At 67.3% G+C, this 13,871-nt stretch carries 13 protein-coding genes and 1 pseudogene; 6 read left to right on the forward strand and 8 right to left on the reverse strand.

The genetic code is table 11. The features are described from left to right. Nucleotides 1-83: 83 nt before the first annotated feature. Both RM2_RS16550 and menD read right to left on the reverse strand, forming a co-directional pair. On the reverse strand, nucleotides 84-524 hold the full coding sequence (locus tag RM2_RS16550; protein ID WP_072690650.1) for a DUF3592 domain-containing protein: 441 nt from the start codon (nucleotides 522-524) through the stop codon (nucleotides 84-86). Then, a complete protein-coding gene (menD, locus tag RM2_RS16555; RefSeq protein WP_072690665.1) occupies nucleotides 521-2,146 on the reverse strand; it encodes a 2-succinyl-5-enolpyruvyl-6-hydroxy-3-cyclohexene-1-carboxylic-acid synthase in 1,626 nt (541 codons plus the stop codon). Before menD ends, RM2_RS16550 begins: the two co-directional genes overlap by 4 nt. A gap of 89 nt (nucleotides 2,147-2,235) precedes the next feature. On the opposite strand from menD, the gene RM2_RS16560 reads away from it, so the two are divergent. Together RM2_RS16560 and RM2_RS16565 are read left to right on the forward strand one after the other, a co-directional pair. Continuing rightward, a complete protein-coding gene (locus RM2_RS16560; RefSeq protein WP_072690651.1) occupies nucleotides 2,236-2,823 on the forward strand; it encodes a flavin reductase family protein in 588 nt (195 codons plus the stop codon). A gap of 58 nt (nucleotides 2,824-2,881) precedes the next feature. Beyond that, nucleotides 2,882-3,709 (forward strand): siderophore-interacting protein, encoded by an 828-nt coding sequence (locus RM2_RS16565; RefSeq protein ID WP_072690652.1) that lies wholly within the window; start codon nucleotides 2,882-2,884, stop codon nucleotides 3,707-3,709. A 57-nt stretch (nucleotides 3,710-3,766) separates the two neighbouring features. Here RM2_RS16565 and RM2_RS16570 read toward each other — a convergent pair whose 3' ends face one another. Genes RM2_RS16570 through RM2_RS16580 form a run of 3 tightly spaced genes read right to left on the reverse strand, consistent with a single transcriptional unit; the run spans nucleotide 3,767 to nucleotide 5,927 of the window. Further along, nucleotides 3,767-4,213: a DUF6918 family protein gene (locus RM2_RS16570; protein ID WP_072690666.1), complete on the reverse strand. Its 447-nt coding sequence runs from the start codon at nucleotides 4,211-4,213 to the stop codon at nucleotides 3,767-3,769. A 45-nt stretch (nucleotides 4,214-4,258) separates the two neighbouring features. Then, on the reverse strand, nucleotides 4,259-5,260 hold the full coding sequence (locus RM2_RS16575) for an o-succinylbenzoate synthase (RefSeq protein WP_072690653.1): 1,002 nt from the start codon (nucleotides 5,258-5,260) through the stop codon (nucleotides 4,259-4,261). Between the two features lie 4 nt (nucleotides 5,261-5,264). Continuing rightward, the gene (locus RM2_RS16580) at nucleotides 5,265-5,927 is read right to left on the reverse strand and encodes a PaaI family thioesterase (RefSeq protein ID WP_072690654.1); all 663 of its coding nucleotides are present in this window, start codon (nucleotides 5,925-5,927) and stop codon (nucleotides 5,265-5,267) included. Nucleotides 5,928-6,000: 73 nt separating this feature from the next. On the opposite strand from RM2_RS16580, the gene RM2_RS16585 reads away from it, so the two are divergent. The 4 genes and pseudogenes from RM2_RS16585 to RM2_RS16600 all read left to right on the forward strand — a co-directional run bounded on the left by RM2_RS16585 (nucleotide 6,001) and on the right by RM2_RS16600 (nucleotide 9,301). Beyond that, a complete protein-coding gene (locus RM2_RS16585; protein ID WP_072690655.1) occupies nucleotides 6,001-6,918 on the forward strand; it encodes a 1,4-dihydroxy-2-naphthoyl-CoA synthase in 918 nt (305 codons plus the stop codon). A gap of 60 nt (nucleotides 6,919-6,978) precedes the next feature. Further along, nucleotides 6,979-7,281, forward strand: a pseudogene (locus RM2_RS16590) (SGNH hydrolase domain-containing protein); the annotation flags it as partial. Between the two features lie 218 nt (nucleotides 7,282-7,499). Beyond that, nucleotides 7,500-8,474, forward strand: coding sequence for an ATP-binding cassette domain-containing protein (locus tag RM2_RS16595; RefSeq protein WP_072690656.1), 975 nt, complete (start codon nucleotides 7,500-7,502; stop codon nucleotides 8,472-8,474). After that, nucleotides 8,471-9,301 (forward strand): ABC transporter permease, encoded by an 831-nt coding sequence (locus tag RM2_RS16600; RefSeq protein ID WP_072690657.1) that lies wholly within the window; start codon nucleotides 8,471-8,473, stop codon nucleotides 9,299-9,301. Before RM2_RS16595 ends, RM2_RS16600 begins: the two co-directional genes overlap by 4 nt. Before the next feature lie 4 nt (nucleotides 9,302-9,305). Here RM2_RS16600 and RM2_RS16605 read toward each other — a convergent pair whose 3' ends face one another. The 3 genes from RM2_RS16605 to RM2_RS16615 form a co-directional block, all read right to left on the reverse strand. Then, nucleotides 9,306-12,623: an AfsR/SARP family transcriptional regulator gene (locus RM2_RS16605; protein ID WP_245814003.1), complete on the reverse strand. Its 3,318-nt coding sequence runs from the start codon at nucleotides 12,621-12,623 to the stop codon at nucleotides 9,306-9,308. A gap of 278 nt (nucleotides 12,624-12,901) precedes the next feature. Then, nucleotides 12,902-13,525 carry a TetR/AcrR family transcriptional regulator gene (locus RM2_RS16610; RefSeq protein WP_072690658.1) on the reverse strand — a complete coding sequence of 208 codons (624 nt, stop codon included), beginning with the start codon at nucleotides 13,523-13,525 and terminating at the stop codon, nucleotides 12,902-12,904. 48 nt (nucleotides 13,526-13,573) lie between these two features. Further along, nucleotides 13,574-13,828 carry a hypothetical protein gene (locus RM2_RS16615; RefSeq protein WP_139277802.1) on the reverse strand — a complete coding sequence of 85 codons (255 nt, stop codon included), beginning with the start codon at nucleotides 13,826-13,828 and terminating at the stop codon, nucleotides 13,574-13,576. Nucleotides 13,829-13,871 lie beyond the last annotated feature (43 nt).

Below are 13,871 nucleotides of genomic sequence, written 5' to 3' on the forward strand. Positions count from 1 at the left end.
GCGGACTCCGTGGCGGATCCCGTCGAAGGCCGAGCAGAAGGCAACCAGCCGCAGATCTCAGGCCACGTGCGAACTTCGCAGACTCACGATGAGGTCGGCACCGAAAGCACTGCCGAGTTTTCGTGCCGCCGGAGATACCAGCTCACCGGACCCGCGACCAGCCACGTCACGACGATCACCGACCCCGCCGGGACAATGGCCACCCTGGCGTCGCGGCCGGACACCCGGACCAGGTCGGGATCGCTGCGCGCGTATTCGACGTCGATCCGCTGGCCCACGGTGAGATTGGTCGGGTAGAGCACGCCGAGTTGGGGATTGTGCGTCACCCCGTCGGGTGTCACGAAGCTGATCGCCGAGCGCATGGAACCCGCCGACAGCACCTCGGCCGTAGCGACGCCCCTATCGGACTCGATGGTGTGGTCATTTCGCCAGGCGGCCAGCACCAAGAGAACGGCCAGGATCGAGATCCCGGCCGCCGCTACCAGCACTCCATACCGGAGGCGCCTCGCTACCTGCGCTGTCACAACTGCGCCCGCACCGAGGCGTGCAATTCGCGCAGCCCGGAGCGGTCGGTGGTCACCTCGAGTACCCGGATTCCACGGTCACATGGGGCTTGCGGAACACTCAGCCGATCGAACAGCTCGACAACGTCGACCAGATGGTGTTCTACGCGGTAGGAGGCGCAGAGCGCGGCGAGATCCACGCCGTGCGGCGTGCCGAAGACCCGTTCGAACACGCCGGCGTATTGGGGATCTCCCTGTTCGAGTAGTCCGAAGATGCCGCCGCCGTCGTCATTGGCCACCACGATCGTCAGGTCTGAGGGCCGTGGTTCACCCGGGCCGATGAGCAATCCGGATGCGTCGTGCAGGAATGTGAGGTCGCCGAGTAGAGCCACGGTGCGCCCTTCCTCATATGCGAGGGCCGCGCCGACTGTCGCGGACACAGTGCCGTCGATGCCGGCCACACCCCGGTTGGACAGCACCCTGATCCGCAGAGACGGGTAACTGACGAGCGCGGCATCGCGCACCGGGTTGGACGACCCGAGCAGTAGCTGGTCACCGTCGGAGAGGGCGTCCATCACCGCGGCTGCCACGTGCAGTCCGGTTGTTTTCGGGTGAGCGGTGAGCTGCGCCCGCATCGCATTGTCGGTGTGCTCGGACAGCTTGCGGCACCGGTTGATCCAGGCGACGTCAGGTTCCCCAGTGACCACCGCGCGGGTACCGGTCGCGAGAACGTTGCCGGACACATCTGGCCAGCGCGGGCCTGTAGTAAGCGCGTAGACGTCAACCGTGGGATCGGCGAGAACCTTCGACACCGAACGGTGCAGTGTGGGGCGTCCTGTAATGATGACCTGGCGCGGTTTGAGTTGCGTCAGTGCCATCGGGTGCACCGGAATGCCGTGCAAGGGCGCCGTCGGTTCCGCGACCGTCGGAAGCCCGGCGAGCTCAGGCCGCAGGACGGACCCGTGCCCGGAGATCACAATGGTGTCGGCAGTGACGTCGAGATCGAGCGGCACGTCGAGCGTGGCAATCCGGGTGGTGGTCCACGCCGCCCCTCCTGGTCGCCCCTGCGGGGTCGGGCCCTGTGCATGGACGTCGGGGACGAGTGGTTCCCTCAGCGGAATGTCGAACTGCACCGGACCGGCGTTGCCCGACCGCGTACCCCTAGCCGCGGCGAGAACCCGGCACACGGCCGAACGCCACTGACTGTTCTCGCGGAGGTCGCTCTCGGCCAACCCCAGGCTGATGGTGGCGCGCACCTGGCTGCCGAACAGTCCGAGCTGCTCGATGGTCTGGTTGGCGCCCGTTCCCAGCATCTCGTATGGGCGATTCGCACTGAGTACCACTAGCGGCACCCGTGCATAATTGGCCTCGAAGACCGCGGGACAGAGGTTGGCCACCGCGGTGCCGGAAGTCATGACGATCGGGACGGGACTGCCGCTCGCATCGGCAAGACCCACAGCGAGGAATCCCGCGGTGCGCTCGTCGATGCGCACGTGCAGCCGCAGTCGCCCCTCTGCATCGGCCGCATGCAGCGCGAACGCTAGCGGGGCATTCCGCGAACCCGGGCAGAGCACAGCGTCTCGCACCCCCCCACGGACCAGTTCGTCGACGACTGTAGCGGCTTGCGCAGTGGAAGGGTTCACAACCTGAGCTTGCCAGATCCGCGGGAGCGCGTTCGGCGACGTAACCTCGTTGGTTCGCGGCCACACCACGGACGATGCACCATGAACCCATGCGCACGATCTTCGATCCCGCCGAACTCCCGCCACTCCGCATGTACCAGGTCCTGACCGCCTCGGTGGTGCCGCGGCCGATCGCCTGGGTGTCCACGCTCTCGCAGGATGGCGTGGCCAACCTGGCGCCCTACAGCTTCTTCTCGGTCTCCAGCGTGAACCCGCCGGTGGTCCAGTTCACGTCGGTCACCCGCAAGGACAGTCTCCACAACATCGAGGCCACCGGAGAGTTCGTCATCAACCTGGCGACAGAACCACTGATGGCGGTGATCAACTCCAGTTCCGCCGCCTTCGACCGCGACGTCGACGAGTTCGCCGAACTGGGCATCGAAACCGAGCTCAGCGAGCAGGTGCGGCCCGTCCGGGTCGCGGGATCGCCGGTCGCAATCGAATGCACCCTGAAGCAGGTGGTACCGGTCGGCGACTCGTTCGTGGTGATGGGCGACGTGGTCACGGTCGCAGTGCGCCCCGAGGCGGTTGCCGACGACGGACTGCCGGACTTCACGAAACTCGCCCCACTCAGCAGGCTCGGTCGCAACGAGTGGGGGCTGCCACCGCACGTTGTGACGTTGGACCGACCACAATGAGAGACTATTGGTTAGGCTTACCTGACAAATCGCACCCAATGGGGGATAAACCAACGCCATGGCTCAGCGCGGCAAGTTCGTCAAACCTCAGAACCGCCAAATCTCGTCCGCGCGGGTCGTCGCCGGAAAGAAGATCAGCCCGAATTTCGTCCGGGTCACCATCGCGGGAGACGAACTCAGCTCCGTGAGCCCGATGGGTTTCGACCAATGGTTCCGGATGTTCGTCCCCCAGCAGGGTCAGAGAACGCTGCGGCTACCGACGTCCGCGAGCGGGTTCTGGTACGCCCAGTACAAGCTGATGGCCAAAGATCTCCGGCCCGTCGTACGCAATTACACGATCCGCGACTTTCGCGCGGCCGGAGCGGGGATGTTCGGTGATACCACCGAGATCGACATCGACTTCGCCTCGCACGGCGACCTCGGTCCTGCATCCGCGTGGGCGCGCACGGCCACTGCCGGGGACGAAGTGGCAATTCTCGACGAGGGACTGATCTACAACCCCACACCCGGTGCCGAATGGCAACTGCTCGTCGGCGACGAGAGTGCCCTCCCCGCAATGGCCGGGATCATGAATTCGGCGCGTCGCGACCTGCGCGCCGAGGTATTCATCGAGATTCCCGATGCCGACGACGCTCAGGACGTTCGGGTGGGCGACGGGGTGAACGTGCACTGGCTGATACGCGGGGATGCAACTGCCCGTCCGGGGGCGCTGGCGCTGCACACGGTCATGGAGGCCGAGTTGCCGGCTGGGCCGTCGTACACGTTCGTCGCAGGAGAGAGCGGACTGGCCACCGCCCTGCGACGCCACCTCGTGAGCGACCGAGGCGTCCCCAAGTCCGACATCGCGTTCACCGGCTACTGGCGCCACGGCCACGCCTCCTACTGACCCGCCCGCGATGTGGCGAAGTGTCCCGCGGCACACTTCGCCACATCACAGAGGACTTCAGCCGGCGTACTTCTGGACGAGAGTTCCCAGACGCGGAAGTGCCTCGATCACGTTCTTCTTTGCCGACGGACGCAGCGTGGAGTACACCTTCTTGATCGCGGAACGGTCGCTGCCCTCAATGCGCTCGTCGGTGATGCCGAGCAACGAGTCCGCGACCTCGTCGCCGCGCGCGACCAGGTATTCGGAGAATCCACTCTCGCCACTGGCTGCGAAGGTTTGCCAGTACGGCTCGAGCTTGGTGACGAATTCGGGTAGCAGGCCCTCGACTGCGGACGGCACGATGGACGGTCCCAACTTCTTGACCGTGGCGTACCCACCCTTGAGCGCCAGCCCCGAGGCTCCCGATTTGTCCGAGACCTCTGCGTCGATCAGAGCTTGCACGTCCGCGATCACCGCGGGAACGCGCGACTCGTCGAGCAGGGTTTCGTTTAGAGCTGCAACCACTTTCAATGCCTCCGTATTCACTGAGCGATCAGGTTCGGCCAGACACTATACGAAAAACAGACCATCACGTTTATCGAGCAGGGCATGGCACCGGCGCAGCCTTTCCATCCACCAGCGCGAACGCCCTGCAGGCGCGGCGAGCGCCTTGATTCGGGTTGTGTCGGGTCTCACTGCGCGGACGGCCATCGCCCCGCCGACAGGTTCGCGTAGCCCGGCCACGTCCGACTCGAACAACCCCCCGGTTCCCAGCCCGCACGCGAACTGCAAGTCAGGAAGCGCTGCTGCTGCTGCCACGCCGGCGGCGATGCCCACAGCAGTGTCCAGGGCGCTCGACACGACCACCGGCACCCCGTGCGCGGACAACTCGTCGGCCAGCGACAGCACCCTCCGCATCCCCCCGAGCGGGGCGACTTTCACGACCGCTATGTCGGCTCCACCCGCTCGCACGACCTTCAGGGGATCCTCTGCGCGGCGGATGCTCTCGTCGGCGGCCACCCGCACACCGGGCACCCGTCTGCGCACCTCCACCAATTCGGGGACGCTCGCACACGGTTGCTCTGCATACTCGAGCGGACCGTCCGCGGTGAGGGCTCGCAGCGCCGCCTCGGCCTCATCCACCGACCATCCCCCGTTGGCGTCGATACGCACGTTCGGGATGACCGCGCGCACCGCAGTCACCCGCGCGAGATCGTCATCCAGGATCTGCCCGCGCTCGGCCACTTTCACTTTCGCGGTGCGCGCGCCGGGATAGCGTTCGAGGACGGAGGGCACCGCGGAGGCCTCGACCGCGGGGACGGTTGCGTTGATCGGCACCGAAGCCCGCACCGCGGGCGGCGGTCCGAGCCAAGCGTCCTCTATCGCGGACTGTAGCCAATACGCCGCTTCGTCGTCCGCGTACTCCGGGAACGGCGAGAACTCACCCCAACCGGCCGGACCGCGGAGCAGTAGTGCCTCTCGCGTCGTGATGCCCCGAAACCGCACGCGCATGTGCAGACTCACCACGACGGCGTTGGCCAGGACTTCCTCGACGGCAGGCAGGGACGTCACGGCGTCAGGGCTGCCCGGGTAGCAGCTCGAGCATCAGCGCCTCGCAGTCGGCGAGCAGCGTGTCGCCGTCGGTCAGGCGGGCGGTGATGAACGTCTTACGTCCCTCGACGCGGTCGACGCTGCCCTCCACGGTCAACGGCTTGTCGAGCGGTGTGATCGCACGGTAGTTCACGTGCAGGTAGGCGGTGCGACTGATGGGACGCCCATACGCGTGGACGATCATTCCCATCAGGTCATCGAACAGCAGAGGAAGCGTGCCGCCGTGCGCCGCGCCGTTGCCGCCGAGGTGGAAGCGCCGGAACACGCCCTTGCTGCGGACCCCGTCCGGACCAAATTTTTCGACGGTCCACGGGAGCATGAGCAGGCTGCCGCGTCCAGGGAGTTGGATCGACCGGCCTGCCGGAGATTCGCCCTCGGGAGCAACGTAGCGACCGAGGAGTTCGCCGAGTGCTTCGACCTGGTCGGCTGCCTGCGCCAGGACGTCGTCGGGTGCGTTGATCGACACCGCAAGATCCTGCAGAGTGCGCATGCCCTCGACGAACCGTGACCAGTCGGGATCGGGCGCTGCGGCCTCGAACTTGGGGAACCCACCGTGATGCTCGTAGTCGTCGTCGCGTTGCGGCAATGAATCTGCCCGGTTTGCCGCGTCGGCGGTCTGTTCGCTCATACCTGCACGGTAAACCCGGACGAAGCGCCTGCGCGCGCGGCACCCGACAACACCACCCGATAGCCTCGACGCCGTGACCTTCGACCCACAGCACTGGCGACCGGTTCCCGGTTTCGAGAATCTGACCGACATCACCTACCACCGGCATGTCACCCAGGGCATCGTCCGCGTGGCATTCGACCGTCCCGAGGTGCGCAACGCCTTCCGCCCGCACACCGTCGACGAGTTGTATCGCGCGCTCGACCACGCCCGGATGACCTCCGATGTGGGTGCTGTGCTGCTCACCGGCAACGGCCCGAGCGCCAAGGATGGCGGCTGGGCGTTCTGCTCCGGCGGCGACCAGCGTATCCGTGGCCGCAGCGGATATCAGTACACCGAGCAGGATGCGACCACCGGCCGTGCCGGCGAGACCTCGGACACCGTCGACAAGGCACGCTCGGGACGCCTTCACATCCTCGAGGTCCAGCGACTGATCCGGTTCATGCCGAAGGTCGTCATCTGCCTCGTCAACGGCTGGGCCGCAGGCGGTGGCCACAGCCTTCACGTGGTGTGCGATCTGACGCTCGCCAGCCGCGAACACGCCCGCTTCAAGCAGACCGACGCCGATGTGGGCAGCTTCGATGGCGGCTACGGCAGTGCCTATCTCGCCAAGATGGTGGGACAGAAGTTCGCCCGCGAGATCTTCTTCCTCGGCGAGACCTACACCGCGGAGGAGATGCACCAGATGGGCGCGGTCAACAAGGTCGTCGACCACGCCGAGCTCGAGGACGTGGCGATCGACTGGGCCACCAAGATCAACGGCAAGTCCCCCCAGGCGCAGCGCATGCTCAAATACGCGTTCAACTTGCAGGATGACGGACTCGTCGGCCAGCAACTCTTCGCCGGTGAGGCAACCCGCATGGCGTACATGACCGACGAAGCCGTCGAAGGCCGCGACTCCTTCCTCGAAAAGCGCGAACCGGACTGGACGCCTTACCCCTGGTACTTTTAACCTCCTCTCTGCTCCACGTGGAGCAGAGATTCCTGTACCGAGAGTCGAGAATCGGCTGCGCGGGCCACCGGGGCGGACGTGCTGGTCCTCGGTCCTGTGGCGGATCCGCACTCGACGGTGCCGACGTGTCTGTCCACGCACCTCGACGACGCCACGGCGTGTTCTCCGGAGCTCGCGGTGGCGATGAACGCCTCCGGCATAGCGGCCGAGGCGGCGCCCACCGCGGCCGGGGCGTTCGGCACGCCGATCTCACCGACCTGTCCTGCACAGCCGACCGTTGCCCGTTAATCATCGGCAGCGACCTGGTTCCGCGACGACAACCACCTCACGATCGAGTACGCAAGGGCGCTCTCCCCCGTCATCGCCCTCCCCCGTCATCGCCGCGCTCGCCGACCGCGCCGTCGACGACGGATGAGCCCGGCGGCCGCGCTGCGCTGCGCGAGGCCTGGACTCACCCGTGACCCCACCGCCCACTGTCCCCAACCACGACGGCCCCGGGGCGCGTCGGTGTGCGAGCACATGCAAGCTCGGCGCAAGGCTGATGTGAGTTCTATGCAAGCGGCCTCCCTCATCGTGAGGTCATGAACCTCAACACCTCACCCCCGGCAATCGAAGCCGTCGGGCTCGTCAAGACCTTCGGTGGGCAGCGCGCGGTGGACGGCGTGAGCCTCACTGTGCCGACCGGATCGGTGTACGGCGTGCTCGGCCCCAACGGTGCCGGCAAGTCCACGACCGTGCGCATGCTCGCGACGTTGCTGCGTCCCGACGGCGGCGAAGCGCGAATCTTCGGCCGCGACGTCGTCCGCGAGTCGGCGGCCGTCCGCTCCATTGTCGGCGTCACCGGCCAGTACGCGTCGGTCGACGAGGATCTCACGGCCACCGAGAATCTCGTGATCTTCTCGCGTCTGCTCGGTCTGGGCCGCGTGGCCGCCAAGCGCAGAGCCGCCGAACTACTCGAGGAGTTCGCGTTGACCGAGGCGGCGTCCAAGCCCCTGAAGAACTTCTCCGGCGGTATGCGTCGGCGTCTCGACCTGGCGGCCAGCCTCATCGCCCGGCCCCCGCTACTGTTCCTCGACGAGCCCACCACCGGGCTCGATCCGCGCACGCGCGCCCAGATGTGGGACACCATTCGACAACTCGTCGCGCAAGGCTCGACAGTGCTCCTCACGACGCAGTACCTCGACGAGGCCGACCAGCTGGCCGACCGGATCGCTGTCATCGACCGCGGTCGGGTGGTCGCGGACGGTACCGCCGACGAGTTGAAGGCTTCGGTAGGAGCATCGACGCTGCAGCTGACCCTCGCGAACCGCGAACTGATAGAGCAGGCCCGGACCGCACTCTCCGCTGCACTGGGCATCGAAGTCATCGTCAACCCCGAATCGGGCCGTCTCACAGCACCGCTGTCCGATCCGTCGGTTGCCTCGGATCTGCTTGTGCAACTTCGGGATCGATCGATCGCCGTCGACGAGATCACCGTCTCCAAGCCAAGCCTCGACGAGGTCTTTCTCACTATCACCGGGCACGACACCACAGAGTCCGAACGGAGCGTCGCATGACCACCACACTCACCCCGCCCGCCGGCACCGCAGGAACGCCGACCATAGAAGCCGTCGACCGGATCAGCCTCCGGGACTCGGTCGCCCACACCTTCACGATGGCCTACCGCGGCATCCTCAAGATCAAGCACAATCCCCAGCAACTGTCCGACGCGATACTCCAGCCGATCGTCTTCACCGCCGTATTCGCCTACATCTTCGGCGGTGCGATCTCCGGCGACGTGCAGTCGTATCTGCCGATCATCATCCCGGGCGTCCTGGTGCATACGGTGATCACGACGTCGACCGTGACCGGAACACAGTTGCGCGAAGACATGGACAAGGGGGTGTTCGACCGATTCAAGTCACTGCCGATCGCCCGGATCGCGCCGCTGTCGGGGGCACTGCTCGCCGACGTCCTCCGGTACCTGATCGCGACGACCGTCACGATCGCCGTCGGTCTCGCCATGGGCTACCGCCCCCAGGGCGGCCCCGTCGGCGTGGTGTTAGCCGCACTGCTGATCATTGTGTGCGGCTTCGCGATCAGCTGGATCTTCGCCCTGATGGGTGTGCTCATGAACAAGGCCTCTGCCGTGCAGGGCAGCTCGATGCTGATCCTGTTTCCGCTGACGTTCCTGTCCAACGCGTTCGTCCCGGCAGACACGATGCCAGGATGGATGCAAGCCTTCGTCGACGTCAATCCCGTGTCACATCTGGTCACCGCCGTCCGCGAACTCGCGAACGACGGACACCTCGGCATCCACACCGCGTGGGCCCTACTCGGCGCGGCCCTGATCGCCGCGATCATGGCACCGCTGACGGTGTGGATCTACATGCGCAAGGCCTGACGGTTCACGAGTCAAGCCCGGCGAGGATGTCGAGGATCTCGCGGTGCGCGGCGGCGCGGGGCGTCCTCTCCACGGACGTCAGCGCCGTCGCGACGCCCGCGCCACCGAGAAGCGTCCGCGCCCGTGTCAGGTGCCGGTCCAGGCGCATCGAGGGACAGTCCTGCCGGGCAGCCACTCTCGTGGCAAGCGCGAGCAGGCGCAGCCCCCGGCCCGGGTCGCGACCGGTGACGATGTCGACCGCGCCGACCGCGCACGCCACGGCGCCCGTCTGTGGGAGGTCGGGATACCCTCCCGGCCCGAGCCGGACCACAGCGACGGACGGCAAGCGGTCCGCCAGATCGGCGATCAGCTCGATCCGTCCGGCGAGGACATGGGCATCGATTGCCGCTGCCGCCACGATGACCTCGTAGGGGTAGACCCCCACCGCTAGTGCGAGATCGCCGGCACACGCGGCGGCGCGCCGGTACTCGGCCAGGCCACGGTCCACGAACCCGGCCGCGAGATCCGCCTCCGCCGTGGTCATCGCGAGCGACGCCTGGTTGTGCGGATCGTCGGCGTGCACGAGCCCGCCGCGGTGCGCCGGGCGGAGCCGCGCGAGTTCCGCTCGCGCCTGCGCGATCTGCCCGCCGCCGACCAGTGCGGCCACCATGAACCCCCGCACCTGCAGGCTTTCGTCGTAGAGGTGCAGCTTCCACAGCCCCTCGGCGGAGCGCCGGTAGTGGGCGATGGCCTCGGCGTAACGCCCGGACTGAGCGCAAAGGCGGCCCAGATGTTGACTCAGCAGCGCATGATGCCACGAGTCGGGTTCCGCCGTCAGCGTGAGCGCGCGCTTCGCGTCCGATTCGGAGCCGTGCAGGTCACCGTTGTTCTCCCGGACGCTGGACCTCGCCACCAGCGCGAGGATGCGGGCGTCCGGATCGTCCGAACGGACGGCGGTCGCGAGCAACCGCGCCAACCCCCTGCCCGCCGCAGGGGTGAGTATCAGCGCCGCTGCGATCCGCAGCTGCTCGGAGATGTCGGGTCGCGCGGCGAGCAGACGCCGCAGCCGCGTCCGTGCGAGCGCCATCGTGCGGACGTTTCCGTTCATGGTCCCGTTCATGGCGGCCAGCACGTAACTGATGGCGAGGTGGTCGCCCGGAACCTCGTCGGGTGAGAGAGTCGATCCGTCGAGGTCCAGCAGTCTCGGCGCCCAGGCAGACACCTCGGAGGGGGCACCGCAGCCCGCCCACACGCCACCGAGCACCGGGAACACCGTCAACGCGGTCCGGACCTGTCTTTCGGCCAGCGCATGTCGGAGGACCACACGTAGGTTGTCATGCTCGGCCCGGACAAGGCGTGCTACCGAGATCTGCTTGCCTGCAAAGAAATCACGCACGGCCTCCTGGGAGAGCTGTTCGGCCCACCGCACTGTCCGGCGCTGAACCTCTTCGGCCTCAGACGAATTCGCGCCCATGAGCAACTGCTCTTCGCCGAACTCAAGGACGGTCTCGAGCATGTGATACCGCAGCCCCACCGAGTCGGTCCCCTCGGCCGGTTCGACGACCGACAGCATCGACTGGTTCGCCAGCCCTTCGAGTGCGTCCGCGACGTCATCGACCCCGTCCCACTGCGCGAGCGCGGTGGCGGCGTCCAGGGTGAACCCGGAGGGGAAGCGGCACAGCCTGCGCAGCGCGGCGCGTTCCGACTCCTCCAAGAGGTTCCAACTCCACTCGATGACGGCACGCAGGGTGCGGTGGCGTGCGGGAGACGTGCGGTCACGCGAACGCAGCAGCGCGAAGCGGTCCACAAGACGGGCATTGATCTCCTCGACGCTCATCGTGCGAACCCGCGCGGCGGCCAGCTCGATCGCGAGCGGCAGCCCGTCCAGCGTCCGGCACAGCTGCGTCACCTCGGCCGGATCGAGCCTCGCCGACGGCCGGACGGCGAGCGCGCGTGCCCGGAACAGCTCGGCCGCCGGCGACGTCTCGTCGCCGATTGCCAACGGAGGCAGAGGATATACCGCCTCCGAGGTGATCGACATCGGGGAGCGACTGGTGGCGAGCACCGTGAGTTGGTCACTCGCCCCGATCAGATCGGACACCACCTCGGCGACATCGTCGATGAGATGCTCGCAGTTGTCGAGGATCAGCAGGGTCGGCGCGGCAGACAGTGCATCACGCAGCCGCTGCGGCGAATCGTGGATACGCGCGCCGGTCAATGCTCCTGGGGTGAGACCGTTCTCGCTGAGGCCGAGGGTGCTACTGATGGCGGCCATCAGGTCCTCACCGCTGCGCAACGACGCCAGTTCGACGAGCACGACAGGCATCCGACCGGCCATCCGAGCACCGAGCGCATGGACCACCCGGGTCTTGCCGGTACCACCCGGCCCCAGCACCGTGACAACGCGCGAGCACTCGAGCAGGCTCTCAAGCGCGGCCAGATCCCCCGTTCTGCCGAACAGTCGGTTCGGTGCGGCACGCAATCCGATCACGTTCGGCAGCATGCCGGGTTCGTATGCGCGCGTTGCGCTCACGTCGTCCCGAACAGCCCGGAGTGCGGGCTCCGCGCCGCCGCGCAGGATCGCCGCGTTGAGGTCGACGAGCCGCGGCGACGGGTCGGTCCCGAGTCGATCAGCCAGCCGGTCGCGCAGACCCGCGAACACCTCCAGTGCCTCGTTGGATCGATCCCCACCGCGCAGGCACTCCATCAGCACGGCGTGCGCGCCCTCGTCCAACGGGGCAGCATCCGCGACGGCGCGCGCCTTCGGCAGGGCTCGCTCGAACTCCCCCAGGGCGAACAGGGCAGTGAGTTCCGTCGCAGCGAGCGCGTCGCGGTACGACGCTGCCTCGCTCACCAGCTCGCGCGCAAGGTCGCCGTCCGACAGGTCCGCGCCTGGCTCACCGCGCCACAGCGCGCCGGCCAGTTGCACGGTCTCGATGGCGCCGAGATGATCGCCGTCGGCATGCTGCTCGCCCGCCGCCCGGGCGAGCTGTCGCGCCCGCGCGAGATCGACCTGTTCGGCTGTAAGGGTGAGCCGGTAGCCTGCGGTCCCGGACTCGAGGACGCCGTACGGCAGAACCGCACGCAGCCGCGATATCTGGGTGTGTAGGGCGTTCGCCGGCGACTTGGGTGGCTCCTCACCCCACACATCCTCGACGAGGGCTGCGACGCTACGCCTGCGTCCGGGCCGTCGCGCGAGCGCGACCAGCAGACTCCGGGCCCGGGCTCCGGCCAGCGGCACCAGGGCACCGTCCCTGCGAGTGGCGACGTCGCCAAGCACAGCCACCTCGACGGGCAGCCGCGTCGATGCAGGGATGTCGGGGACGCTCGTCACAGGCTGCACAGGCAGCCAGCCTATTGGACCGGCAGACCGCGGACACCCGATTCGGTGTGGGTGCGGCCACTGGATTCAGTGCGGGTGAGGATCGAGGCGAGGAACGGCCATGGCAACTACCGCGGATGGCACCCCCAACGGGGGCGGGGCGACCCTACGCGAGCACCCACTGCGCTGCCGCCCGCTTCGCGTCCGAAGTTGCTGCGCTCGGGCACATGTCATGACGGCGACTCCAGCGAGCTCTCACGGGGCAATCGTGGGCTCGCGGTCGTCCCCAGAGGCCCGTGTCACTCCGCCGTCTTGCTACCCAGACCGGAGAACATGATGCTCACCGCGGTCTCGGACACCTGTTCGAACGACGCCTGGCCGAGTTGCAGCTGAGTCGCCTTCCATCGCAAGGCGACGATGCCGTCCATCATCGCCCAGAGTGCGACGGCAACCTGCGTCGGATCGGAGGGAAGCGCCATGTCGCCCGACTGCCAGGCGTCGCGCAGCAGTTGCGCGAGCCGCGCGACCTCCTTGCGCTGCAACTCACCGAGCCGCTCGCGGGCGTCGTCGTCCACCGGGTTGGCCAGAAGCTGGAACTCGCTCGGATGCTCGGACGCGAAGGTCATGTAGGCCGCCGCGATGGCCCCGGCCCGTTCCCGGGGAGTCCCCTGGGTGTCGAAGGCGTCACCGAGGAGTTGGCTGCATTCCTCCATCGCCTGCTCTCCGACGGCAAGCAACAATTGCGATCGCCGACCGACGCGGTTGTAGATCGTCTGCACGGACATGTCGACCATGTCCGCGACAGCCTCGACCTGGACCGCTTCGATTCCGCCGTCGGCCAGGATCTGCCGGGCAGCACCGATGATCGCCGACCGGCTTGCCTCCGACCGTTGCCGACGACGATCTCCCGAGCGCAATTGCATCAGGCCATCCTACGAACCGGCATCGCAATATCCCCGCCGGACTCCGAGCTAGGAGTGTCGGGCGAAGGCCGCTCCGACGGCCCCGGCCAGGGACACACCGAGTACCAGCAGCGCGATCACCACGGGTGCCGCGCCGACATGGCCGGCGAGGGCGAAGATGTTCAGGACGACGAACAAGACCGCGGCCACACACGCGACCGCAGCCAGCGCCACAGGAGCCCTGTTCTGCTTTCGGTCGATTGGGCGCTGGTGAGCTGGTGCGTCGGCTACCGCGGGTTCCAGGAACATCGTTGAATAACTCATACCCCAACTATATGGAAGCGGATCTAATTATGTAAGCGCCTCC

The organism is Rhodococcus marinonascens NBRC 14363, from assembly GCF_001894885.1.
GTDB lineage: Bacteria > Actinomycetota > Actinomycetes > Mycobacteriales > Mycobacteriaceae > Rhodococcus_F > Rhodococcus_F marinonascens.

What these genes read in the sequence shown, in the direction of transcription:
- RM2_RS16560 (WP_072690651.1), top strand. Translation starts at nt 2,236, where the DNA reads ATGCGCACGATCTTCGATCCCGCCGAACTCCCGCCACTCCGCATGTAC.
- RM2_RS16565 (WP_072690652.1), top strand. Translation starts at nt 2,882, where the DNA reads ATGGCTCAGCGCGGCAAGTTCGTCAAACCTCAGAACCGCCAAATCTCG.
- RM2_RS16580 (WP_072690654.1), bottom strand. Translation starts at nt 5,927, where the DNA reads ATGAGCGAACAGACCGCCGACGCGGCAAACCGGGCAGATTCATTGCCG.
- RM2_RS16595 (WP_072690656.1), top strand. Translation starts at nt 7,500, where the DNA reads ATGAACCTCAACACCTCACCCCCGGCAATCGAAGCCGTCGGGCTCGTC.
- RM2_RS16600 (WP_072690657.1), top strand. Translation starts at nt 8,471, where the DNA reads ATGACCACCACACTCACCCCGCCCGCCGGCACCGCAGGAACGCCGACC.
- RM2_RS16610 (WP_072690658.1), bottom strand. Translation starts at nt 13,525, where the DNA reads ATGCAATTGCGCTCGGGAGATCGTCGTCGGCAACGGTCGGAGGCAAGC.
- RM2_RS16615 (WP_139277802.1), bottom strand. Translation starts at nt 13,828, where the DNA reads ATGAGTTATTCAACGATGTTCCTGGAACCCGCGGTAGCCGACGCACCA.